Here is a 16370-nt window from a genome sequence, read left to right on the forward strand (position 1 = left end):
CACAAAAGCGGAACAGTGCCAGAACTTTGCACGAACTCCCGGCATGGGTCCGGGGGCAGGCTGCAAGGGGATCCGGTCGATGCTGACGCGCAAGCAACTGGAACTGCTGGACTTCATCCAGAAACGCATGGATCGGGACGGCGTCCCGCCCTCGTTCGACGAGATGAAAGAGGCGCTGGACCTGCGTTCGAAATCCGGGATCCACCGGCTGATCACCGCACTGGAAGAGCGCGGCTTCATCCGCCGCCTGGCCCATCGTGCCCGCGCGATCGAGATCGTGAAACTGCCAGAGGCGATGGAGCGCAGCCGCAAGGCCGCGGCCGAGGCGCCCGCCTCCGCCTTCGCGCCCAAGGTCATCGAAGGTTCGAAACCCGCGCCGGCGGAGCGCCCGGCCGCGGCGCTGCCGGTCGCGGCCGTGCATGCGCTGGAACTGCCGGTGATGGGCCGGATCGCCGCCGGCGTGCCGATCGAGGCGATCTCCGAGGTGTCGCACATGGTGGCGGTGCCCGGCTCGATGCTGTCGGGGCGCGGGCAGCACTATGCGCTCGAGGTCCGCGGCGATTCGATGATCGAGGCCGGGATCAACGACGGCGACATCGTCGTGATCCGCGAGCAGGACACGGCCGAAAACGGCGAGATCGTGGTGGCGCTGGTCGAGGGGCTTGAGGCCACGCTGAAGTATTTCCGGCGCAAGGGCGGGATGATCGCGCTCGAGGCGGCGAACCCGGCTTACGAGACCCGGATCCTGCCCGAGGCGGCGGTGCAGGTGCAGGGCCGCCTCGTCGGGCTGATCCGAAGCTACTGAGACGACCCTCGCGCGTCACGCGAGACATGACGCGCGAGGGGGCCGTTCGGCGGGGCTGCCGCTCGCGTGGCCGAGGCCAGAGCGGACGGCGCCGGCCTCTGGGATGAGGCCGACGCACAGGCGGAAAGCGCGGACAAAGTCGGCGTTCACGCTTCGGGTGATGCCGGTGCGGAAGATCGCCACGCAGATGGCAATGATCACGCTTGAGGCCCATCCCGCCCGGAAGATCGGGCCCGGGCGCGACTTTCCACCATGGCAGACAACCGCCGCCCCGCCTGACATTCCGGCCGGGAGGATCCCGCCCGGAGCCTGTGGCTGAACGCGATGCACATGGTCCTGCCCGCGATTGCCCGCGCCGGGCATCCGACGGGCAGCCTGTTCGGCGCCGGGTCAGCCGATCAGACGCGGCGCGCCACCGTAGGTTTCGTCGTAGTGACGCTTGAGCTGGACCAGCGCGATCCGCAGCACGATCTTGCCCGACCGCGCCGACCAGCCCATGCGCTGCTCGGCGGTCTCGAGCCCCTCGAGATAGCAGCAGCAGCGCAGCACCACGTCGCCCAGCCCGGGCCCGAGCGCGCGCAGCGCCGCCGCCACCCGGTCCCGCGCCGCGGCCGAGCCGCCCCCCGGTCCCGCTGACAGCGCGAGGCCGCCGCGATCACCCGCGGTCAGGAACCGCTCCCAGTTCTGCGCGACGCGCGGGCCGAGCTGCGCCAGTTCGAAATCCTCGCGCAGCCGCTCGCCCGCCGCGACCAGCTCGGGCGCCAGGAACGGCGCCCCGTCCCGCTCGCGCCGCCGCGCCAGCACCGCCACCGGGCTTTCCGCAAGATTGGCGCGCTGGCGGCGCAGGCGGCCGTCCTCGGGATCGGGGATCGACCGTTCCTCCCAGACCCGGTGCTGCTCGGCAAAGCCCGGGGCCTCGTCCTCGCCCGCCTGATGGCGGCGCAGCGCGGCCCGCCCCGGTCCGCTGATCTCGTAGACCAGCACCCGTCCCTGCCGGCGGGTCAGCGCGATCCAGTCGCTGACCGCCATCTGCTGCAGCAGCCCGCGCTCGGCCACCGCAAGGCGGACCCCGTCGCGCAGCACCGCCGCCCGCTCCATGTCGGGGGCGACCGCAAGGAACGCCCCCGGCTCCGCCAGCCGCGCGAGGATGCGCATCGGCTGGGACGTGTCGTGCTGGACCGCACCCGTCTGGGCGCGGCGCATCTCCTGGCTCATCGCTTGGTCCTCTCTCCCCTCCGCACCATCCGTCCCCCGCCGCGCGAAGCGCCCCAACGCCTCGTCGACCAGCGGGTCGTCCCGCCGCGCCTCGAACCGGCGGACCCTGCGCAGCACGGTCGAGGCATGGCAGCCCAGATCCCGCGCAAGCGCGCGGATCGACTGCCCGTCCTCGACATGGCTGAGATAGAGCCGCAGGTTCTCGGGCGCGCAGGTGCACGCCCCACCGGTCCCGCCTTTCGGCAGGGACCGTTTCCCGCTTGCAGACATCGGCGGTGCCTTCGTTGCCGCCCCCGAAACAACCGTCCGCTGCATTGGTTACCCGTCCGTTAAGAAAGCGCGACGGGAGCGATAATCGTTTACAAAAACCTAAATATCGGCAAGCGCAGCGTTCGCAGCATCGCGCTTCGACGCAACACCCCCCGACGCGGGTGCAGGATCACGGCTTCCGTTCCGGGAGTGATGTGATGATGCTCGATCCAGCCGAGGGGCCGCGCCCCTTCGCCCGTCCGCGCCTACTGTGGCAGGCCGCCGCCGCCGGCCAGCCGCTCTACCGCCGCGCGCCGACCCTGCGCCGCCTGCTGGCCCTGCCCGAAGCGCCCGAGCCGGCGCGGGCCGCGCTGCTGCTCGCCGCGCTCGAGGCGCTGTGCGAGACGCGGCGGCGGCGGGGCGATCCGGGCTATCGTCCCGCCCTGCATGTCGCGGCGCTGATCGCGCTGCTGGCCGAGACGCGGGCGCTGACGCCCCGGCCCCGGCCCGCCCTGATCGAGGCTTAAAGGAAGCTGTCGGCCATCGAGGCCTTCTTGCGCGCGACGTAGTCCTTCAGCGCCTCTTCGGTGCCCGGGTCGATCGCCGGCTTGACGTAGTCGGCCAGCATCTTCTCGACCCGCGCCGCGGCCAGCGCCACGGTGTCGCGCGCGCCCTCTTCCTCCCAGGTCTCGAAGGGCTTGTAGTCCAGCACCTCGGTCCGCCAGAAGGCCGACTTGAAGTTCGCCTGGGTATGGGCGCAGCCGAGGTAGTGGCCGCCCGGCCCCACCTCGCGGATCGCGTCCATGCCCTGCGCGTTCTCGTCTATCGCCACGCCCGCGGCCATCCGGTGCAGGATGCCCAGCTGGTCGGCGTCCATCACGAACTTCTCGTAGGAGGACACGAGCCCGCCTTCGAGCCAGCCGCAGGCATGCAGCATGAAGTTCACACCCGACAGCAGGCCCATGTTCAGCGAATTGGCGCTTTCATAGGCCGCCTGCGCATCGGGCAGTTTCGAACCGCAGAAGGCCCCGGCCGAACGGTAGGGCAGCCCAAGCCGGCGCGCGAGCTGGCCCGCGCCATAGGTGATCTGCGACGCCTCTGGCGTGCCGAAGGTGGGCGCGCCCGAGTTCATGTCGATCGAGGTCACGAAGGCCCCGAAGATCACCGGCGCGCCCTTGCGCACCAGCTGGCTGTAGGCGACGCCGGCCAGCACCTCGGCCAGCACCTGTGTCAGCGTCCCCGCGACCGTCACCGGCGCCATCGCGCCGCCGACGATGAAGGGCGACACGATGCAGGCCTGGTTCGCCTTCGCATAGACCTCGAGCGCACCCATCATCACCGAATCGAAGGTCATCGGCGAGTTGATGTTGATCAGCGAGGTCATCACCGTGTTCTGGTCGACGAAATCGTCCCCGAACAGGATCTTCGACATCTCGACCGAATCCGCGGCCCGCGACGGTTCGGTGACCGAGCCCATGTAGGGCTTGTCCGACAGCGTCATATGCGCCAGCAGCATGTCCAGATGGCGCTTGTTCACCGGCACGTCGGTCGGTTCGCAGACCGTGCCGCCGGAATGGTGCAGCCATTTCGACATGTAGCCGAGCTTCACGAAGTTGCGGAAATCCTCGATCGTGGCATAGCGCCGGCCGCCCTTGGCATCGCGCACGAAGGGCGGGCCGTAGACCGGGGCCAGCACGAGGCTGCGCCCGCCGATCTCGACGGTGCGCTCGGGGTTGCGGGCATGCTGCACGATCCGGCCCGGCGCGGTGGCGCAAAGCTGGCGGGCAAGACCGCGCGGGATCCGCACCCGCTCGCCCTGCACATCGGCGCCCGCCGCGCGCCACAGCTCCAGCGCCGCGGGATTCTCGACGAAGTTGACCCCGATCTCCTGCAGCACGGTCTCTGCATTGTGCTCGATGATCGCGAGGGCTTCCTCGTTCAGGATCTCGAGGTTCGGGATGTTGCGCTCGATGAAGCGGGCCGTCTCGATATGGACCGCCGTCCGTTCCGCCCTGCGTGCCGCGCCGCCACCCGACCGGCCCCGCCGTCCAACAACTTCGTCCATCGCTGCCTCCCGCGCATGCGTCCAATCATGTTCTAACCGCCCCACGGGGGCGCGCCGGGTCGGTTTTCGGCATCCGGCGACCGAAACCGACATAGCCGCCCCTGCCGGGAAGCGCGACCCTCTTGCGCCGCGCCCCCTCGCGGCCTATGCGCAGGCGCATGACCCAGCATGATCGCCTTCTCATCATCGACTTCGGCAGCCAGGTGACGCAGCTCATCGCCCGGCGTCTGCGCGAGTTGAACGTCTATTGCGAAATCCATCCGTTCAACCGGGTGGACGAAGCCTTCCTTCAGGAGTTCGCCCCCAAGGCGGTGATCTTCTCGGGCGGCCCGGCCTCTGTCATCGACGAGGGCTCGCCCCGGCCGCCGGCCGGCGTGTTCGAGCTTGGCGTGCCGATCCTCGGGATCTGCTACGGCCAGCAGGTGATGATGGAATGCCTCGGCGGCAAGGTCGAGCGCGGCCATGGCACCGCCGAATTCGGCCGCGCCTTCGTGCAGCCCGAAACCGAGACGATCGAGCTTCTGGACGGCTGGTTCGCCGCCGGGCGCGAGCAGGTCTGGATGAGCCACGGCGACCACGTCTCGAAGATCGCGCCGGGCTTCAAGGTTTACGGCACCTCGCCGAACGCGCCCTTCGCGATCACTGCCGATCTCGAACGCCGCTTCTACGCCGTGCAGTTCCACCCCGAGGTGCATCACACCCCGAAGGGTGCCGCGCTCTACGAGAACTTCGTGCGCCTCGCCGGCTTCAAGGGCGACTGGACGATGGCCGCCTACCGCGAGGAGATGGTCCAGAAGATCCGCGACCAGGTCGGTGATGCCAAGGTCATCTGCGGCCTGTCCGGCGGGGTCGACAGCTCGGTCGCGGCGGCGCTGATCCACGAGGCGATCGGCGACCAGCTGACCTGCGTCTTCGTCGATCACGGCCTTCTGCGCCTGAACGAGGGCGAGCAGGTCGTGCAGATGTTCCGCGACCACATGAACCTGCACGTCATCCACGCGCAGGAGCAGGACCTGTTCCTTGGCGCGCTGGAAGGCGTCTCGGACCCCGAGGTGAAGCGCAAGACCATCGGCCGTCTGTTCATCGACGTGTTCCAGAAATACGCCGACCAGATCGAGGGCGCGCGCTTCCTCGCGCAGGGCACGCTCTACCCCGACGTCATTGAATCGGTATCGTTCTCGGGCGGTCCCTCGGTCACGATCAAGTCGCACCACAATGTGGGCGGCCTGCCCGAGAAGATGGGGCTGAAGCTGGTCGAGCCGCTGCGCGAACTCTTCAAGGACGAGGTCCGTGCGCTGGGCCGCGAGCTTGGCCTGCCCGACAGCTTCATCGGCCGCCATCCCTTCCCGGGCCCCGGCCTCGCGATCCGCTGCCCCGGCGAGATCACCCGCGAGAAGCTGGAAATCCTCCGTCAGGCGGATGCGGTCTATATCGACCAGATCCGCAAGCACGGGCTCTACGACGAGATCTGGCAGGCCTTCGCCGCGATCCTGCCGATGCGCACCGTGGGCGTGATGGGCGACGGCCGCACCTACGACTACGCGCTGTCGCTCCGCGCCGTGACCTCGGTCGACGGGATGACGGCGGATTACTACCCGTTCACCCACGACTTCCTGGGCGAGACGATGACCCGCATCATCAACGAGGTGCGCGGCATCAACCGGGTGTTCTACGACGTCACCTCGAAGCCGCCGGGCACGATCGAGCTGGAATGACATCGCGTGCGCGCAGGCCGTCCAACCGGCTTGCGCGCCGCCGCCGCCTTCGCTAGAGAGGGCGCGTTGCGGGTGTAGTTCAATGGTAGAACGGCAGCTTCCCAAGCTGCATACGAGGGTTCGATTCCCTTCACCCGCTCCACTCTCCCCCAACCCCCAAGATCCGATTGACCCTGCTGACAGGCGTGACCGCAGGTCCTCGCCCTGGCGCGGGCTGTCCGCCACCGGGGCCCCTCCGGGCGCACCCGCATAGGGCGACAGGCCCGCGACAACGGGGCCCTGCCGCGCGGATTGTGCGAACGCACTAAATCTGGCGTGAAAACACACCTAACCCGCCAGACCTGCGCCGTTATTGGACCACAATCCGAAGCGATCTCTGCCTGAGGAAGACCCGGAAGGAGACGGCAGAATGCAACAGGTGGGTGAGTGGATGCGCAGCGAACTGCGGATGGTGCGCAGCTCGGTCGAGACCCTGCGCTGCCTTGGCGCCGCCATCGAGTTCTTCGGGCTCGCGTTCCTCTGCATGATCCTGACCGTCGCGCTCTGGTCGGTCTGGTAGCGCAAGCGCCGCACCGCGGCAAAAGCCGTCGCGAAGGGCTGGACCACGGCCCGCGCCGCCGCTACCGATAGGTCCCGACGCAAGCCGAAAGGAAGATCATGCCCGACATCACCCGCCTCGAAACCGGCGCCCGCATGAGCGAGGCGGTCATCTGCAACGGCATGGTCTATCTGGCCGGCCAGGTCGGCAACCCCGGCGAGAGCGTCGCGGACCAGACCCGCACCTGCCTGTCCGAGGTCGATCGCCTGCTGGCCCTTGCCGGCACCGACAAGACCCGGATCGTCACCACCCAGATCTGGCTGGCCGACATCGCCAGCTTCGACGACATGAACGCCGTCTGGGACGCCTGGGTGCCCGCGGGGCAGGCCCCGGCCCGCGCGACCGGCGAGTCGCGCCTTGCCGCGCCGGAATACCTCGTCGAGGTGATCGTCACCGCGGCCCTGCCGTAAGCTTTCGGCACGGGACGGTTGCACCCGCCCCGCACCCGCGCCATCATTGCGCGAATTGCAGCATCGCGACGCGGCGTCCCCGCCGCGTCCGCACCCCCGGCAGAAGCCGGGGCCGACCTGGAAGAGAGGACAGAACGCCCGTGGCGACACCGCCGACACCCCTCGCCGCCCCCCGCATCGCCCGCCGCCCCCGCGGCGGTACCCTCGGCGGGGTTGCCGCAGGACCCGCGCGATGACCGAGCGTTTTGCCCCCGTCCCCCCCGAACGGCTCTGGATCGACACCGACATGGGGTTCGACGACCTCGCGGCGGTGCTGCTGATCCGCGCCCGCTCGACCCGCATCGACGGGATCTCGCTGGTCGCCGGCAACACCGTGCTCGACCAGGTCATCCGCAACGCGCTGTCGGCGGCCGAGCATTTCGGCTGGTCCTTCCCGATCCATGCCGGGGCCGCCAACGCCCTGTCCGGCGACCCGATCGAGCCCTATTTCGCCCCCGGCGAGACCGGGCTGCCCGGCGGCCGCAACTACCTGCCGCCGGTCGCGGGCTCGATCGACAGCCGTGACGCGGTCGGCGCCATGGCCGAATGGATCCGCGAGGGCGGCCGCACGATCCTCGCGCTCGGGCCACTGACCAACATCGCCGAACTGCTGACCCAGCACCCCGAGCTTGCGAAGAAGTTCCGCCTGCTCTGGCTGGGTGGCTCGGCCGGTGCCGGCAACCAGACCGCCGCGGCCGAATGCAACGCCTATGCCGATCCCGAAGCGGTGCAGATCGTCTGCGATTCGGGTGTCGAATGGGGGATGATCGGGCTCGACACCTGCAAGCAGGTCACCGTCACCATCGTCGATGCCGAGCTGATCCGCGCCATGGGCGGCCCGCGGGCCGAGATCCTGGCCGACATGCTCGACGCCTATGCGCGCACGCCCGACCCGCTGGGCCGCCGGCCGATGCCGCTCTACGACCCGGTCGCGGCGGCGGCGTTGATGGACCCCTCGACGGTGCTGTTCCACCCGGTCGCGGTGGATTGCGAGCTGCAGGGCAAGCTCACCCGCGGGATGACGGTCGTCGAATGGCGGTCCTACGTGAAGCCGCCGAACACGATGATCGCCACCTCGACCACGCCCGACATGGTGCGAGAGTTGTTCCTCACCGGCCTTGCCGTGGCCGCGATCGAAGAACCCTCCGCGCGCCGCCAGGGCGCGCGGGTGTAAGCGCGCGCGCCTGAGGGTCAGGCCTTCACGAACAGCTTGCGCGGCACATCGGCCAGCAGCTCGTGGCCGGTCTCGGTGATCGCGACGGTTTCGGTGATCTCGAAACCCATGTCCGCCATCCACAGGCCGGTCATGAAATGGAAGGTCATCCCCGGCTGCAGCACCGAGGTGTCGGACGGACGGATCGACATCGTCCGCTCGCCCCAGTCCGGCGGATAGCTGACCCCGACGGCATAGCCCGCGCGGCTTTCCTTCTCGATCCCGTGCTTCGCGAGCACCGCGAAATAGGCGCGCGCGATGTCGCCGCAGGTATTGCCGGGCTTCGCCGCCGCCAGCCCCGCCTCCATCCCCTCCAGCGTCGCCTCCTCGGCGCGCAGGAAGGCGTCGGTGGGCTGGCCCAGGAACAGGGTGCGCGACAGCGGGCAGTGATAGCGCCGATAGCAGCCGCCGATCTCGAAGAAGGTGCCCTCGCCCGCCTGCAGGGGCCTCGCGTCCCAGGTCAGGTGCGGCGCGGCCGCGTCCGAGCCCGAGGGCAGCATCGGCACGATCGCGGTGTAGTCCCCCGCCTCGCCGTCGACACCCATGGTCAGGGTCTTCAGGATCTCGGCCGCGACGGTGGACTTGGGCACGCCCGGCTCGCAGACCTCGAGGATGCGGGCATGGGCCGCCCCGACGATGCGCCCGGCCATCCGCATGTAGTCGAGCTCGCGCGGGGATTTCACCGCCCGGCACCAGTTCACCAGCCCGGTCGCATCCTTGATGCGCGCCTCGGGCAGGCCGGCGCGCAGCGCGGCATCTGCGGCGGCGGTGTAATAATAATTGTCCATCTCGACCCCGATCCGCGCCAGCCGCAGCCCGCGCGCGACCATCGCCCGCGCCAGATGGGTGGCCGGGTGGTCGTCGGGATTCTGCACGCAGGCTTCGGGGTAGGACAGCACGTCCGCCTCGGGCAGCCAGGCGGTGCGCAGGGCGCCGGCGGCATCCATCGGGCGGCCGAACCAGAAGGGCTCGCCAATGATCGGCAGCACAACCCATTGATGGACATAGAAGGACCAGCCGTCATAGCCGGTCAGCCAATACATGTTCGACGGGTCGGCGATCACCAGCGCATCGAGGCCCGCGGCCTCCATCGACTGGCGGGCCCTGTCGAGGCGGGCGTCGAATTCGGCGGCGTCGAAATGCAGGACGGGAGCGGGCATGGCATCTCCTTGCGGCTCATGCCCAAGGGATGACCGATCCCGCGGCGGCTGTCACCTGCCGCGGCGCCGCAGGCGAACGGTCGCCGAAACCCGGCGGCATCGGGACAGTTTTCCGCAGTCTTCGTGACTTCAGGAAGGACTTATCACGACAAATCCGGTAGAGATGTCTTGGGTTAACAAGATGCCCATGATTCCGCCGCACTGCGGAAAAATCGGGCAAGGAAAGGACACTGCCATGTTCGCGAACCCGCGCTCGCCCCGGACCAATGCCCTCGCGCTGGGCGTCTTCGCCGTTGCCTATGTGGCGGTCATGGTCTTCCTGTTCGTGCCGAAAAGCTGGTTCGCGGCAGATGCCGGCACGCCCCAGCGCGCCGCCCTCGCCGCCGCGGCGGTGGACCAGCCGCTGACCCACTGACGCCCGGCCGCGCGCCCTCGGGCGCGGACCCACCAGCGCCCGGTCGCGCCCTTCGGGGCGGGTCCTGACAACGTTCGGTCGCGTGCCCTCAGGCGCCGACCGCCGCGCGCTCATAGCGCTCCAGGAAGGCCTCGACCGGCAGCGCGCGGAAATCGTCCAGCGCCGCCCGCAGCCGCTCGTGATCCCAGTCCCACCAGGCCAGCGCCATCAGCCGCTCGGCCGCCGGCGCGCTGAACCGTGCCCGCAGCGGCACCGCAGGTACCCCGGCGACGATCATGTAGGGCGCCACGTCCTTCGTCACCACCGCGCCCGAGGCCACGATCGCGCCGTGGCCCACCGTCACCTCGGGCTTCACGATGGCGCCGTGCCCGATCCAGGTGTCATGGCCGATCACCGTACGCCGGGCGGCGCGGGCGGCGAAGAAGGCCTCGTCCCGCCCCGCATCTTCCCAGTAGTCGCCCGAGCGGTACAGGAAGTGGTGCAGGCTCGCCGTGGTCATCGGATGGTCGGTCGGCCCGATCCGCACCATCGCCGCGATGTTGGCGAACTTGCCGACCTCGGTGTTGGCGATGTCGCAGAGCCGCTCGCAATAGCTGTAGTCGCCAAGGGCCGAGTTCAGCAGCCGCGCGCCCTCGCCCACCTCGCAGAACCGGCCCAGCGTGGAATTGAAGACCTCGGCGCCGGCGTGGATCAGCGGATGCTCTGCGGACAGTTTCGGCACGCTCATTCCCCCTTGATCAGGCGCCGGCGGATCTTGCCGGAAAGCCAGTCCATCGCCATCACCATCAGAAGGATCAGGGTGATGAAATAGGCGACCTCTTCCCAGTCCTTCTGGGTGATCAGCGCCTGAGTCAGCAGAAGCCCGATGCCGCCGCCGACGATCGCCCCGATCACCGTGGCCGAACGGGTGTTCGATTCCAGGAAATACAGCACCTGGCTCAGGATCACCGGCGCCACCTGCGGGATCACGCCCCAGCGGTTCCGTTGCAGCGTGCCGGCGCCGGTCGAGCGCAGCCCCTCGACCTGCTTGCCGTCGATGTTCTCGAGCGCTTCCGAGAACAGCTTCCCGAAGCTGCCGGTGTCGGTGATCAGGATCGCGAGCGCCCCGGTCAGCGGCCCGGGCCCGAAGGCGCGGGACAGGATGATCGTCCAGATCAGCCCGTCGACGCCGCGCAGGAAGTCGAAGACCCGCCGCACCCCGAACCGCACCGGCAGGACCGAGAAGTTTCTGGCCGCGAGGAACGCCAGCGGCAGCGCGATCAGCGCGCCCCCCATCGTGCCGAGGAAGGCCATCAGCAATGTCTCCAGCATCGCGCCGAAGACCCGGCCGTGCTGCCACATCCCGTTGTTCCAGAAGTCCTGCAGCATCGCCGACAGGTTCGACATGCCCGGCCGCAGCTCCTGTCCCGACACCAGCGCCTGCCCGATCTGGCCCCAGCTCATGAAGTGGAACGGGCTTTCGAGGTCGAAGAACCACAGCTCCCAGCCGTAGGAATAGCGGAAGACCTCGGTCTTGGCCTTGGTCACCGTCAGCCGCCCCTCGGGCGCGGTCACCTGCACCCGGGTGTTCGAGGCAGAAACATAGTCCGGCAGCGCCTTGCCCTCAGGCGCGGTGATCGTGATGCCCGAGCGTTCCGGCACGATCACCAGCGTGCCATAGCCCGGCAGCACCATCCGCACGTCCTCGGGCGCGATGCGCACGCCGGCACCGTCCTTCAGCGCGACATCGGTCACGCCCGCGTCCTCGCGCACCCAGTCGGGCCATTGCGCGGGATTGGCATAGGTGCCCTTGCGCTCGCCCTCGATGGCGACGCCGACCTCGCCCGAGCGGTTCTCGCGCGTGACATGGGTCTTGTAGCTGTAGCTGTCCGAAATCAGCGTGGCGCCGTTCTCCCACCGCGCCTTGCCCAGCAGTTCCGGCAGGTTGAAGGCGAACAGCGCATAGACGAGGTAGGTCAGCACCGCGGCCGGGACCGCGAAGGACATCAGCCGGCGGCGGGTCATGCGGGCCATGACCTCGGTGCGGACTTCGGGCAATGCGCCTTGGGCAAGCGTGGCGGTCATCGGCTCACTCCCCCTTCACAAGGCGGTTGCGCAGCGCGCTCGACCCCTGGTCGATCACCACGATGGTCAGGAACAGCAGCAGGAAAACGGCCGCGGCGGCGTCATAACGGCCCTGCCCCCAGCCGATCGCGATCTTCAGCTCGTAGCCGATGCCGCCCGCGCCCACGAAACCGAGGATCGCCGAAGCGCGGACGTTGATCTCGAAACGGAGCAGCGCGTAGCTCAGCCAGTTCGGCGCGACCTGCGGCAGCATCGCCAGCCCCATGCGCTGGCCCCAGCGCGCGCCGGTGGACAAAAGCCCCTCGACCGGTTTCGGGTCGGCGTTCTCGTTCACTTCCGAGAACAGCTTGCCCAGCGCGCCGACGGTATGGAAGCAGATGGCGATCATCGCCGGCACCGGGCCGCCGCCCAGCACGAAGATCAGCATCAGTGCGATGACGATCTCGGGCATCGCCCGGCAGAGGTCGAGCAGCCGGCGGAACACCGGCACGGCCTGTGGCCAGGGTGCAAGTCCCGGCGTCGCCAGCAGCGAGATCAGCCCCGCCAGCATCGCGCCCACAAGGGTCGAGACCGCGGCGATGTTGATCGTCTCGACCAGCGCCGGGAAGTAGGTGACCATGTTGCCGGGAAGCGCCGCGCGCTTTTCCCAGGCCTCGGCCAGAAGTTCGGTCGGGAAGTCGAAGACCCGGTGCAGGCCGGACCAGAAGCCGCCGGCATTGCGCCCATCGGCCAGGTCGAAGCCCGCGGCCATCATCGCCACGAACAGCGCGATCAGGACCGTGGAATAGACCCGCTTGCGGCGCGTCTGGGCGAGGTAGTCCTCGCGGATCGCGACAAGGCCGCGGACGCCCTCGCTGCGATGGATGTCGCTCGTGGTCTCTGCCATCTCGGCCCCCGCCTCGGTCTTCTGCGCCGCCTTCGCCGCCCCCCTCGGCGCAGGCATGAAAACGGGCGGGGCCGGAAGGCACCCGCCCGTCAGGTTCGCTAAGGCGATCAGCTGCCCGACATCTTGCGGGCGTCGATGATCGACTGGTACTGCTCGTGCTTCACCGGGATGAAGTCCTTGGCGTCGCCGCCGGCCACGCCATAGGCGCATTTGGCGTCCTCTTCCCAGAGGTTGGCGGTCAGCTCGGTGACCTTGGCCTTCACGTCCGCCGGCAGGGCCGAACGGATGACCATCGGGCCTTCCGGGATCTCTTTCGACTTCCAGACCTGCACGAGGTCGTTCATGTCGACGAGCCCCGCATCCACGGCCTTGCGCAGCGCGCCCGAGTTGTAGCCGTCTTCCCAGTTGCCCAGGCCGTCGGCCCAAGTCACGCCCAGATCCACGTCGCCGTTGTTGACCGCGACGATGGTCTGCTCGTGGCCGCCGGTGAACTTCACGTCCTTGAAGTACTGGCCCGGCTGCATGGCGATGCCCGACTGGGTCAGTTCCACGTTCGGGATCAGGTAGCCCGAGGTCGAGTTCGGGTCGCCGAAGCCGATGACCTTACCCTTGCCGGTCGCCATGTCGGTGATGCCGCTGTCCTTGCGGGCGATGCCGATCGAGTAGTAGCCGATCGAGCCGTCGAGGTTCTGCTTGACCAGCACCGGCTCCACCGCCTTGGCGTCGGTCAGGTAGACCTTGGCATAGCCCGAGGCGCCCATCCACGCCATGTCGATGGTGCCGCCCAGCAGGCCCTGGATCACGCCGTCATAGTCGGCGGGGGTGAAGACCTTGACCGGAACGCCCAGCGCGTCCTCGATCTTCTTGCGGTAGCACTCGTTCGAGTTCAGGCGGTCCTGGGCGTTCTCGCCGCCGAGGATGCCGATGTTGAAGCCCTTGATGTCCTGGGCCTGGGCGGTCGAGACGAGCGCGGTCGAAACCAGCGCGGCAGCGATAATGGCCTTCATGGCTTATCTCCTGGGGAGGGGTTCGCCCTGCCGCCGGTCCCCGCCGGACGGCAGGAAGGGGTCAGTCCGCCAGCATCCGCTGGGCGTAGGTGCCATCCGCCTGGTGCGGCGGGGCTTCCAGCGCCTCGATCGAGGTCGAGGTCGCGGCTTCCGAGAAACTCGCGTCGGCGCCGTAGATCTCGCGCGCGGCGGCGGTGGTCAGCAGGTCGGGCGTGCCGTCGAAGACGATCCGCCCCGCGCGCATCCCGATCACCCGGTCGCAATAGCGCCGCGCGGTGTCGAGCGTGTGCAGGTTCGCGATGACGGTGCGCCCGTCCTCTTCATGGATGCGCCGCAGCGTCTCCATGACGATCTGGGCGTTCATCGGGTCGAGCGAGGCGATGGGTTCGTCGGCAAGGATCACCTTCGGGTCCTGCATGACGGCGCGGGCGATCGCCACGCGCTGCTGCTGGCCGCCCGACAGCGCCTCGGCCCGTTTCGGGGCCTGTTCGGCGATGCCGAGCCGGTCGAGGATGTCGATGGCCTTGAGGATGTCGTCCCTGGACCAGACGTTGAACAGCGTCGCCAGCGTGCCACGGCGGTTCAGAAGCCCGTGCAGCACGTTCGACACCACGTCGAGCCGCGGCACCAGATTGAACTGCTGGAAGACCATCGCGCAATCGGCCTGCCAAACGCGCTTGGCCGCGCCCTGCAGCGCCAGCACGTCGCGGCCCTCGACCATCAGCCGGCCAGAGGTCGCGTCGGTCAGCCGGTTCATCATCCGCAGGAAGGTCGACTTGCCGGCGCCCGAGCGGCCGATGATCCCGATCATCATCGGGCGGTCGACCTGGAAGGTGGCGTTGTCCACGGCAGGACCGCGCCCGAAATCCTTGGTCACACCCTCGACTGAAATGAGCATCCGGCCCCCGCTTGCTGCTGGGGCCGGAGTAGGCCGCGTCGGTCACGCGGAAGAGTCGGTTTGCTGAAAGTTTTGCGACAGGCGCGGATGACGCCCGACGGGACGCGTCACGCCTCGGCCAGAAGCCCCCCGGCCCGCGCGACCCGCCCGAAGAGGCCCAGCGAGATCGCCGCCATCACCGCCGCCAGCACCAGGAAGGCGCCCTGGATCTCGAAGGCCTTGACCAGAGGGGCCGAAACCAGCGGCGACGAGAACTGGCCCACGAAGAAGGCGGTGGTCAGCATCCCCGCCGCGCGGCCGCGCTGGTTCGCGGGCACCCGGTTCAGGAAATAGGTGGTGTAGTTGGCCATCGACGGCCCGATGCCAAGGCCGGTGATCATCACGCCCAGGATCGACAGCGGCAGGCTTGCGGTCTGCGAGATCAGCAGGAAGCCCGAGGCCATCAGCGCGAAGCTGGTCGCGAAGACCGTCATCGCCGAGGCATATTGGCGGATCCGCCCGTAGAACAGCGCCCCCGGCGTCGCGGCCAGCATCATGCCGGCCATGATCATGCCGGTGAAGGCGCTGTCGGTCACGCCCATCTCGGCCAGCCGGAAGGGCATGCGCGTGGGCATCATGTAGAAGGTGGACATGAAGACGAAGGCCAGCCCGCCGGTGAAGGCGAAGAGGCCCCAGGGGAAGCCGCCCTCGGCCGTCTCGCCGGCCTGCACGCCCGAGGCCAGCGCGCCGCGGCGCGCGGTATGGGGCCGCAGCAGCAGCAGCGCCGCCAGCGCGATCGGCAGCGCGATCAGGTAGACCGCGAAGGCCCCCCGCCAGTGCAACGAGGCCAGAAGACCGCCCAGCACCATCACGACGACCCCGCCGCCCGACATCGCCGCGCCCTGCAGGCCCATGTAGCGCGCCCGCGCCGGCCCGTGCCACAAGTCGGTCGCATAGGCCATCGCCAGCGTCATCGACCCCGCGACGCCCAGACCCAGCAGCGCGCGCCCGGCCAGAAGCTCGGTCAGCGACTGCGCGACCAGCCCCGAGGCGCCGCCCAAGCCGTAGCAGACCAACGAGAAGACCAGCAGCGCCAGCCGGTTCCAGCGGTCCGCCGCCCAGCCGAACAGGCCCGCGGCAAGGATGACCGAGGCCGAGGGCAGCGTCAGGATCAGCCCCGCCAGCGTGTCGATGCCGGGGGTGTCGGCGAAATGCTCTTTCAGCCCGGGCAGCGAGGGCGAGATCGTCGCATTCGCCATCACCGTCATCGAGGCGACAAGCAGGACGGTGACGGTGACGGCCGTGCCGGGACCGGCGGAAACGGCCGTCTGGGAAGAGGTGGTCATCGGGACTTCCTTGCGGAGCGAACCGCGGCCGGGGCACCGCCAGACAGGGGCCCGACCCGACGGGGGCGCGGCGCGTGGCGCGGTGACCCCGTGCGGGGCGGTTCGTGGGATTTGGTGCTACGTCACTAAACTAGTCGGTTCGATTGGGTCGCACAAGAGATTTGATGCAGTTGCAGCAAAGTTTGTGCCTCTAATCGCTGGCCACCCGATACGCCGGGACGCATGCGCATGGGCGGATCCGCCCGGACCGGCGCCCCGAAACGCGAAGGGCCCCCCGCATGGCGGAGGGCCCGAACCGTCCCGGCT

The 16370-nt window shown here is 69.0% G+C and carries 17 protein-coding genes and 1 tRNA gene; 8 read left to right on the top strand and 10 right to left on the bottom strand.

Going from position 1 to position 16370, the window contains the following annotated elements; translation table 11 throughout:
- Window positions 1-79: 79 nt before the first annotated feature.
- Window positions 80-805 (top strand): transcriptional repressor LexA, encoded by a 726-nt coding sequence (lexA, locus tag V8J36_RS10510; protein WP_336467240.1) that lies wholly within the window; start codon window positions 80-82, stop codon window positions 803-805.
- Window positions 806-820: 15 nt separating this feature from the next.
- Here the strand turns inward: lexA and V8J36_RS10515 are convergent, their stop codons facing one another.
- Entirely contained in the window at window positions 821-1006 is a 186-nt protein-coding gene (locus V8J36_RS10515) for a hypothetical protein (protein WP_336467241.1), read from the bottom strand.
- Between the two features lie 189 nt (window positions 1007-1195).
- The gene (locus tag V8J36_RS10520) at window positions 1196-2290 is read right to left on the bottom strand and encodes a DUF6456 domain-containing protein (RefSeq protein WP_336467242.1); all 1095 of its coding nucleotides are present in this window, start codon (window positions 2288-2290) and stop codon (window positions 1196-1198) included.
- 197 nt (window positions 2291-2487) lie between these two features.
- Here V8J36_RS10520 and V8J36_RS10525 point away from each other — a divergent pair, with 197 nt between their 5' ends.
- Window positions 2488-2796 carry a DUF6477 family protein gene (locus tag V8J36_RS10525; RefSeq protein ID WP_336467243.1) on the top strand — a complete coding sequence of 103 codons (309 nt, stop codon included), beginning with the start codon at window positions 2488-2490 and terminating at the stop codon, window positions 2794-2796.
- Here the strand turns inward: V8J36_RS10525 and V8J36_RS10530 are convergent.
- Window positions 2793-4334: a trimethylamine methyltransferase family protein gene (locus V8J36_RS10530; protein WP_336467244.1), complete on the bottom strand. Its 1542-nt coding sequence runs from the start codon at window positions 4332-4334 to the stop codon at window positions 2793-2795. The two genes, V8J36_RS10525 and V8J36_RS10530, sit on opposite strands and share 4 nt — an antisense overlap.
- A 158-nt stretch (window positions 4335-4492) precedes the next feature.
- Here V8J36_RS10530 and guaA point away from each other — a divergent pair, with 158 nt between their 5' ends.
- From guaA to V8J36_RS10555, 5 genes are all read left to right on the top strand, one after another.
- Entirely contained in the window at window positions 4493-6049 is a 1557-nt protein-coding gene (guaA, locus tag V8J36_RS10535; RefSeq protein WP_336467245.1) for a glutamine-hydrolyzing GMP synthase, read from the top strand.
- A gap of 68 nt (window positions 6050-6117) precedes the next feature.
- Window positions 6118-6191, top strand: a tRNA-Gly gene (locus tag V8J36_RS10540).
- Between the two features lie 267 nt (window positions 6192-6458).
- Window positions 6459-6608 carry a hypothetical protein gene (locus tag V8J36_RS10545; protein WP_336467246.1) on the top strand — a complete coding sequence of 50 codons (150 nt, stop codon included), beginning with the start codon at window positions 6459-6461 and terminating at the stop codon, window positions 6606-6608.
- Window positions 6609-6706: 98 nt separating this feature from the next.
- On the top strand, window positions 6707-7057 hold the full coding sequence (locus V8J36_RS10550) for a RidA family protein (protein WP_336467247.1): 351 nt from the start codon (window positions 6707-6709) through the stop codon (window positions 7055-7057).
- A gap of 232 nt (window positions 7058-7289) precedes the next feature.
- Window positions 7290-8270, top strand: a complete 981-nt coding sequence (locus tag V8J36_RS10555) for a nucleoside hydrolase (protein ID WP_336467248.1) — start codon at window positions 7290-7292, stop codon at window positions 8268-8270.
- 17 nt (window positions 8271-8287) lie between these two features.
- Here the strand turns inward: V8J36_RS10555 and doeA are convergent, their stop codons facing one another.
- Entirely contained in the window at window positions 8288-9469 is a 1182-nt protein-coding gene (gene doeA / locus V8J36_RS10560; RefSeq protein WP_336467249.1) for an ectoine hydrolase DoeA, read from the bottom strand.
- Window positions 9470-9704: 235 nt separating this feature from the next.
- Between doeA and V8J36_RS10565 the strand changes: the two genes are divergently transcribed.
- Entirely contained in the window at window positions 9705-9884 is a 180-nt protein-coding gene (locus V8J36_RS10565) for a hypothetical protein (protein ID WP_336467250.1), read from the top strand.
- Window positions 9885-9972: 88 nt separating this feature from the next.
- Here V8J36_RS10565 and V8J36_RS10570 read toward each other — a convergent pair whose 3' ends face one another.
- The 6 genes from V8J36_RS10570 to V8J36_RS10595 form a co-directional block, all read right to left on the bottom strand.
- Window positions 9973-10605, bottom strand: coding sequence for a chloramphenicol acetyltransferase (locus tag V8J36_RS10570; RefSeq protein WP_336467558.1), 633 nt, complete (start codon window positions 10603-10605; stop codon window positions 9973-9975).
- A gap of 2 nt (window positions 10606-10607) precedes the next feature.
- A complete protein-coding gene (gene phnE / locus V8J36_RS10575; protein ID WP_336467251.1) occupies window positions 10608-11948 on the bottom strand; it encodes a phosphonate ABC transporter, permease protein PhnE in 1341 nt (446 codons plus the stop codon).
- 4 nt (window positions 11949-11952) lie between these two features.
- On the bottom strand, window positions 11953-12834 hold the full coding sequence (gene phnE, locus V8J36_RS10580; protein ID WP_336467252.1) for a phosphonate ABC transporter, permease protein PhnE: 882 nt from the start codon (window positions 12832-12834) through the stop codon (window positions 11953-11955).
- 107 nt (window positions 12835-12941) lie between these two features.
- Entirely contained in the window at window positions 12942-13841 is a 900-nt protein-coding gene (gene phnD, locus V8J36_RS10585; RefSeq protein ID WP_336467253.1) for a phosphonate ABC transporter substrate-binding protein, read from the bottom strand.
- Window positions 13842-13902: 61 nt separating this feature from the next.
- Window positions 13903-14739 (bottom strand): phosphonate ABC transporter ATP-binding protein, encoded by an 837-nt coding sequence (gene phnC / locus V8J36_RS10590; protein WP_336467254.1) that lies wholly within the window; start codon window positions 14737-14739, stop codon window positions 13903-13905.
- Window positions 14740-14846: 107 nt separating this feature from the next.
- The gene (locus V8J36_RS10595; RefSeq protein WP_336467255.1) at window positions 14847-16064 is read right to left on the bottom strand and encodes an MFS transporter; all 1218 of its coding nucleotides are present in this window, start codon (window positions 16062-16064) and stop codon (window positions 14847-14849) included.
- Between the last annotated feature and the right edge of the window lie 306 nt (window positions 16065-16370).

The sequence above is a fragment of the Frigidibacter sp. MR17.14 genome, from assembly GCF_037095735.1.
Lineage (GTDB): Bacteria > Pseudomonadota > Alphaproteobacteria > Rhodobacterales > Rhodobacteraceae > Frigidibacter.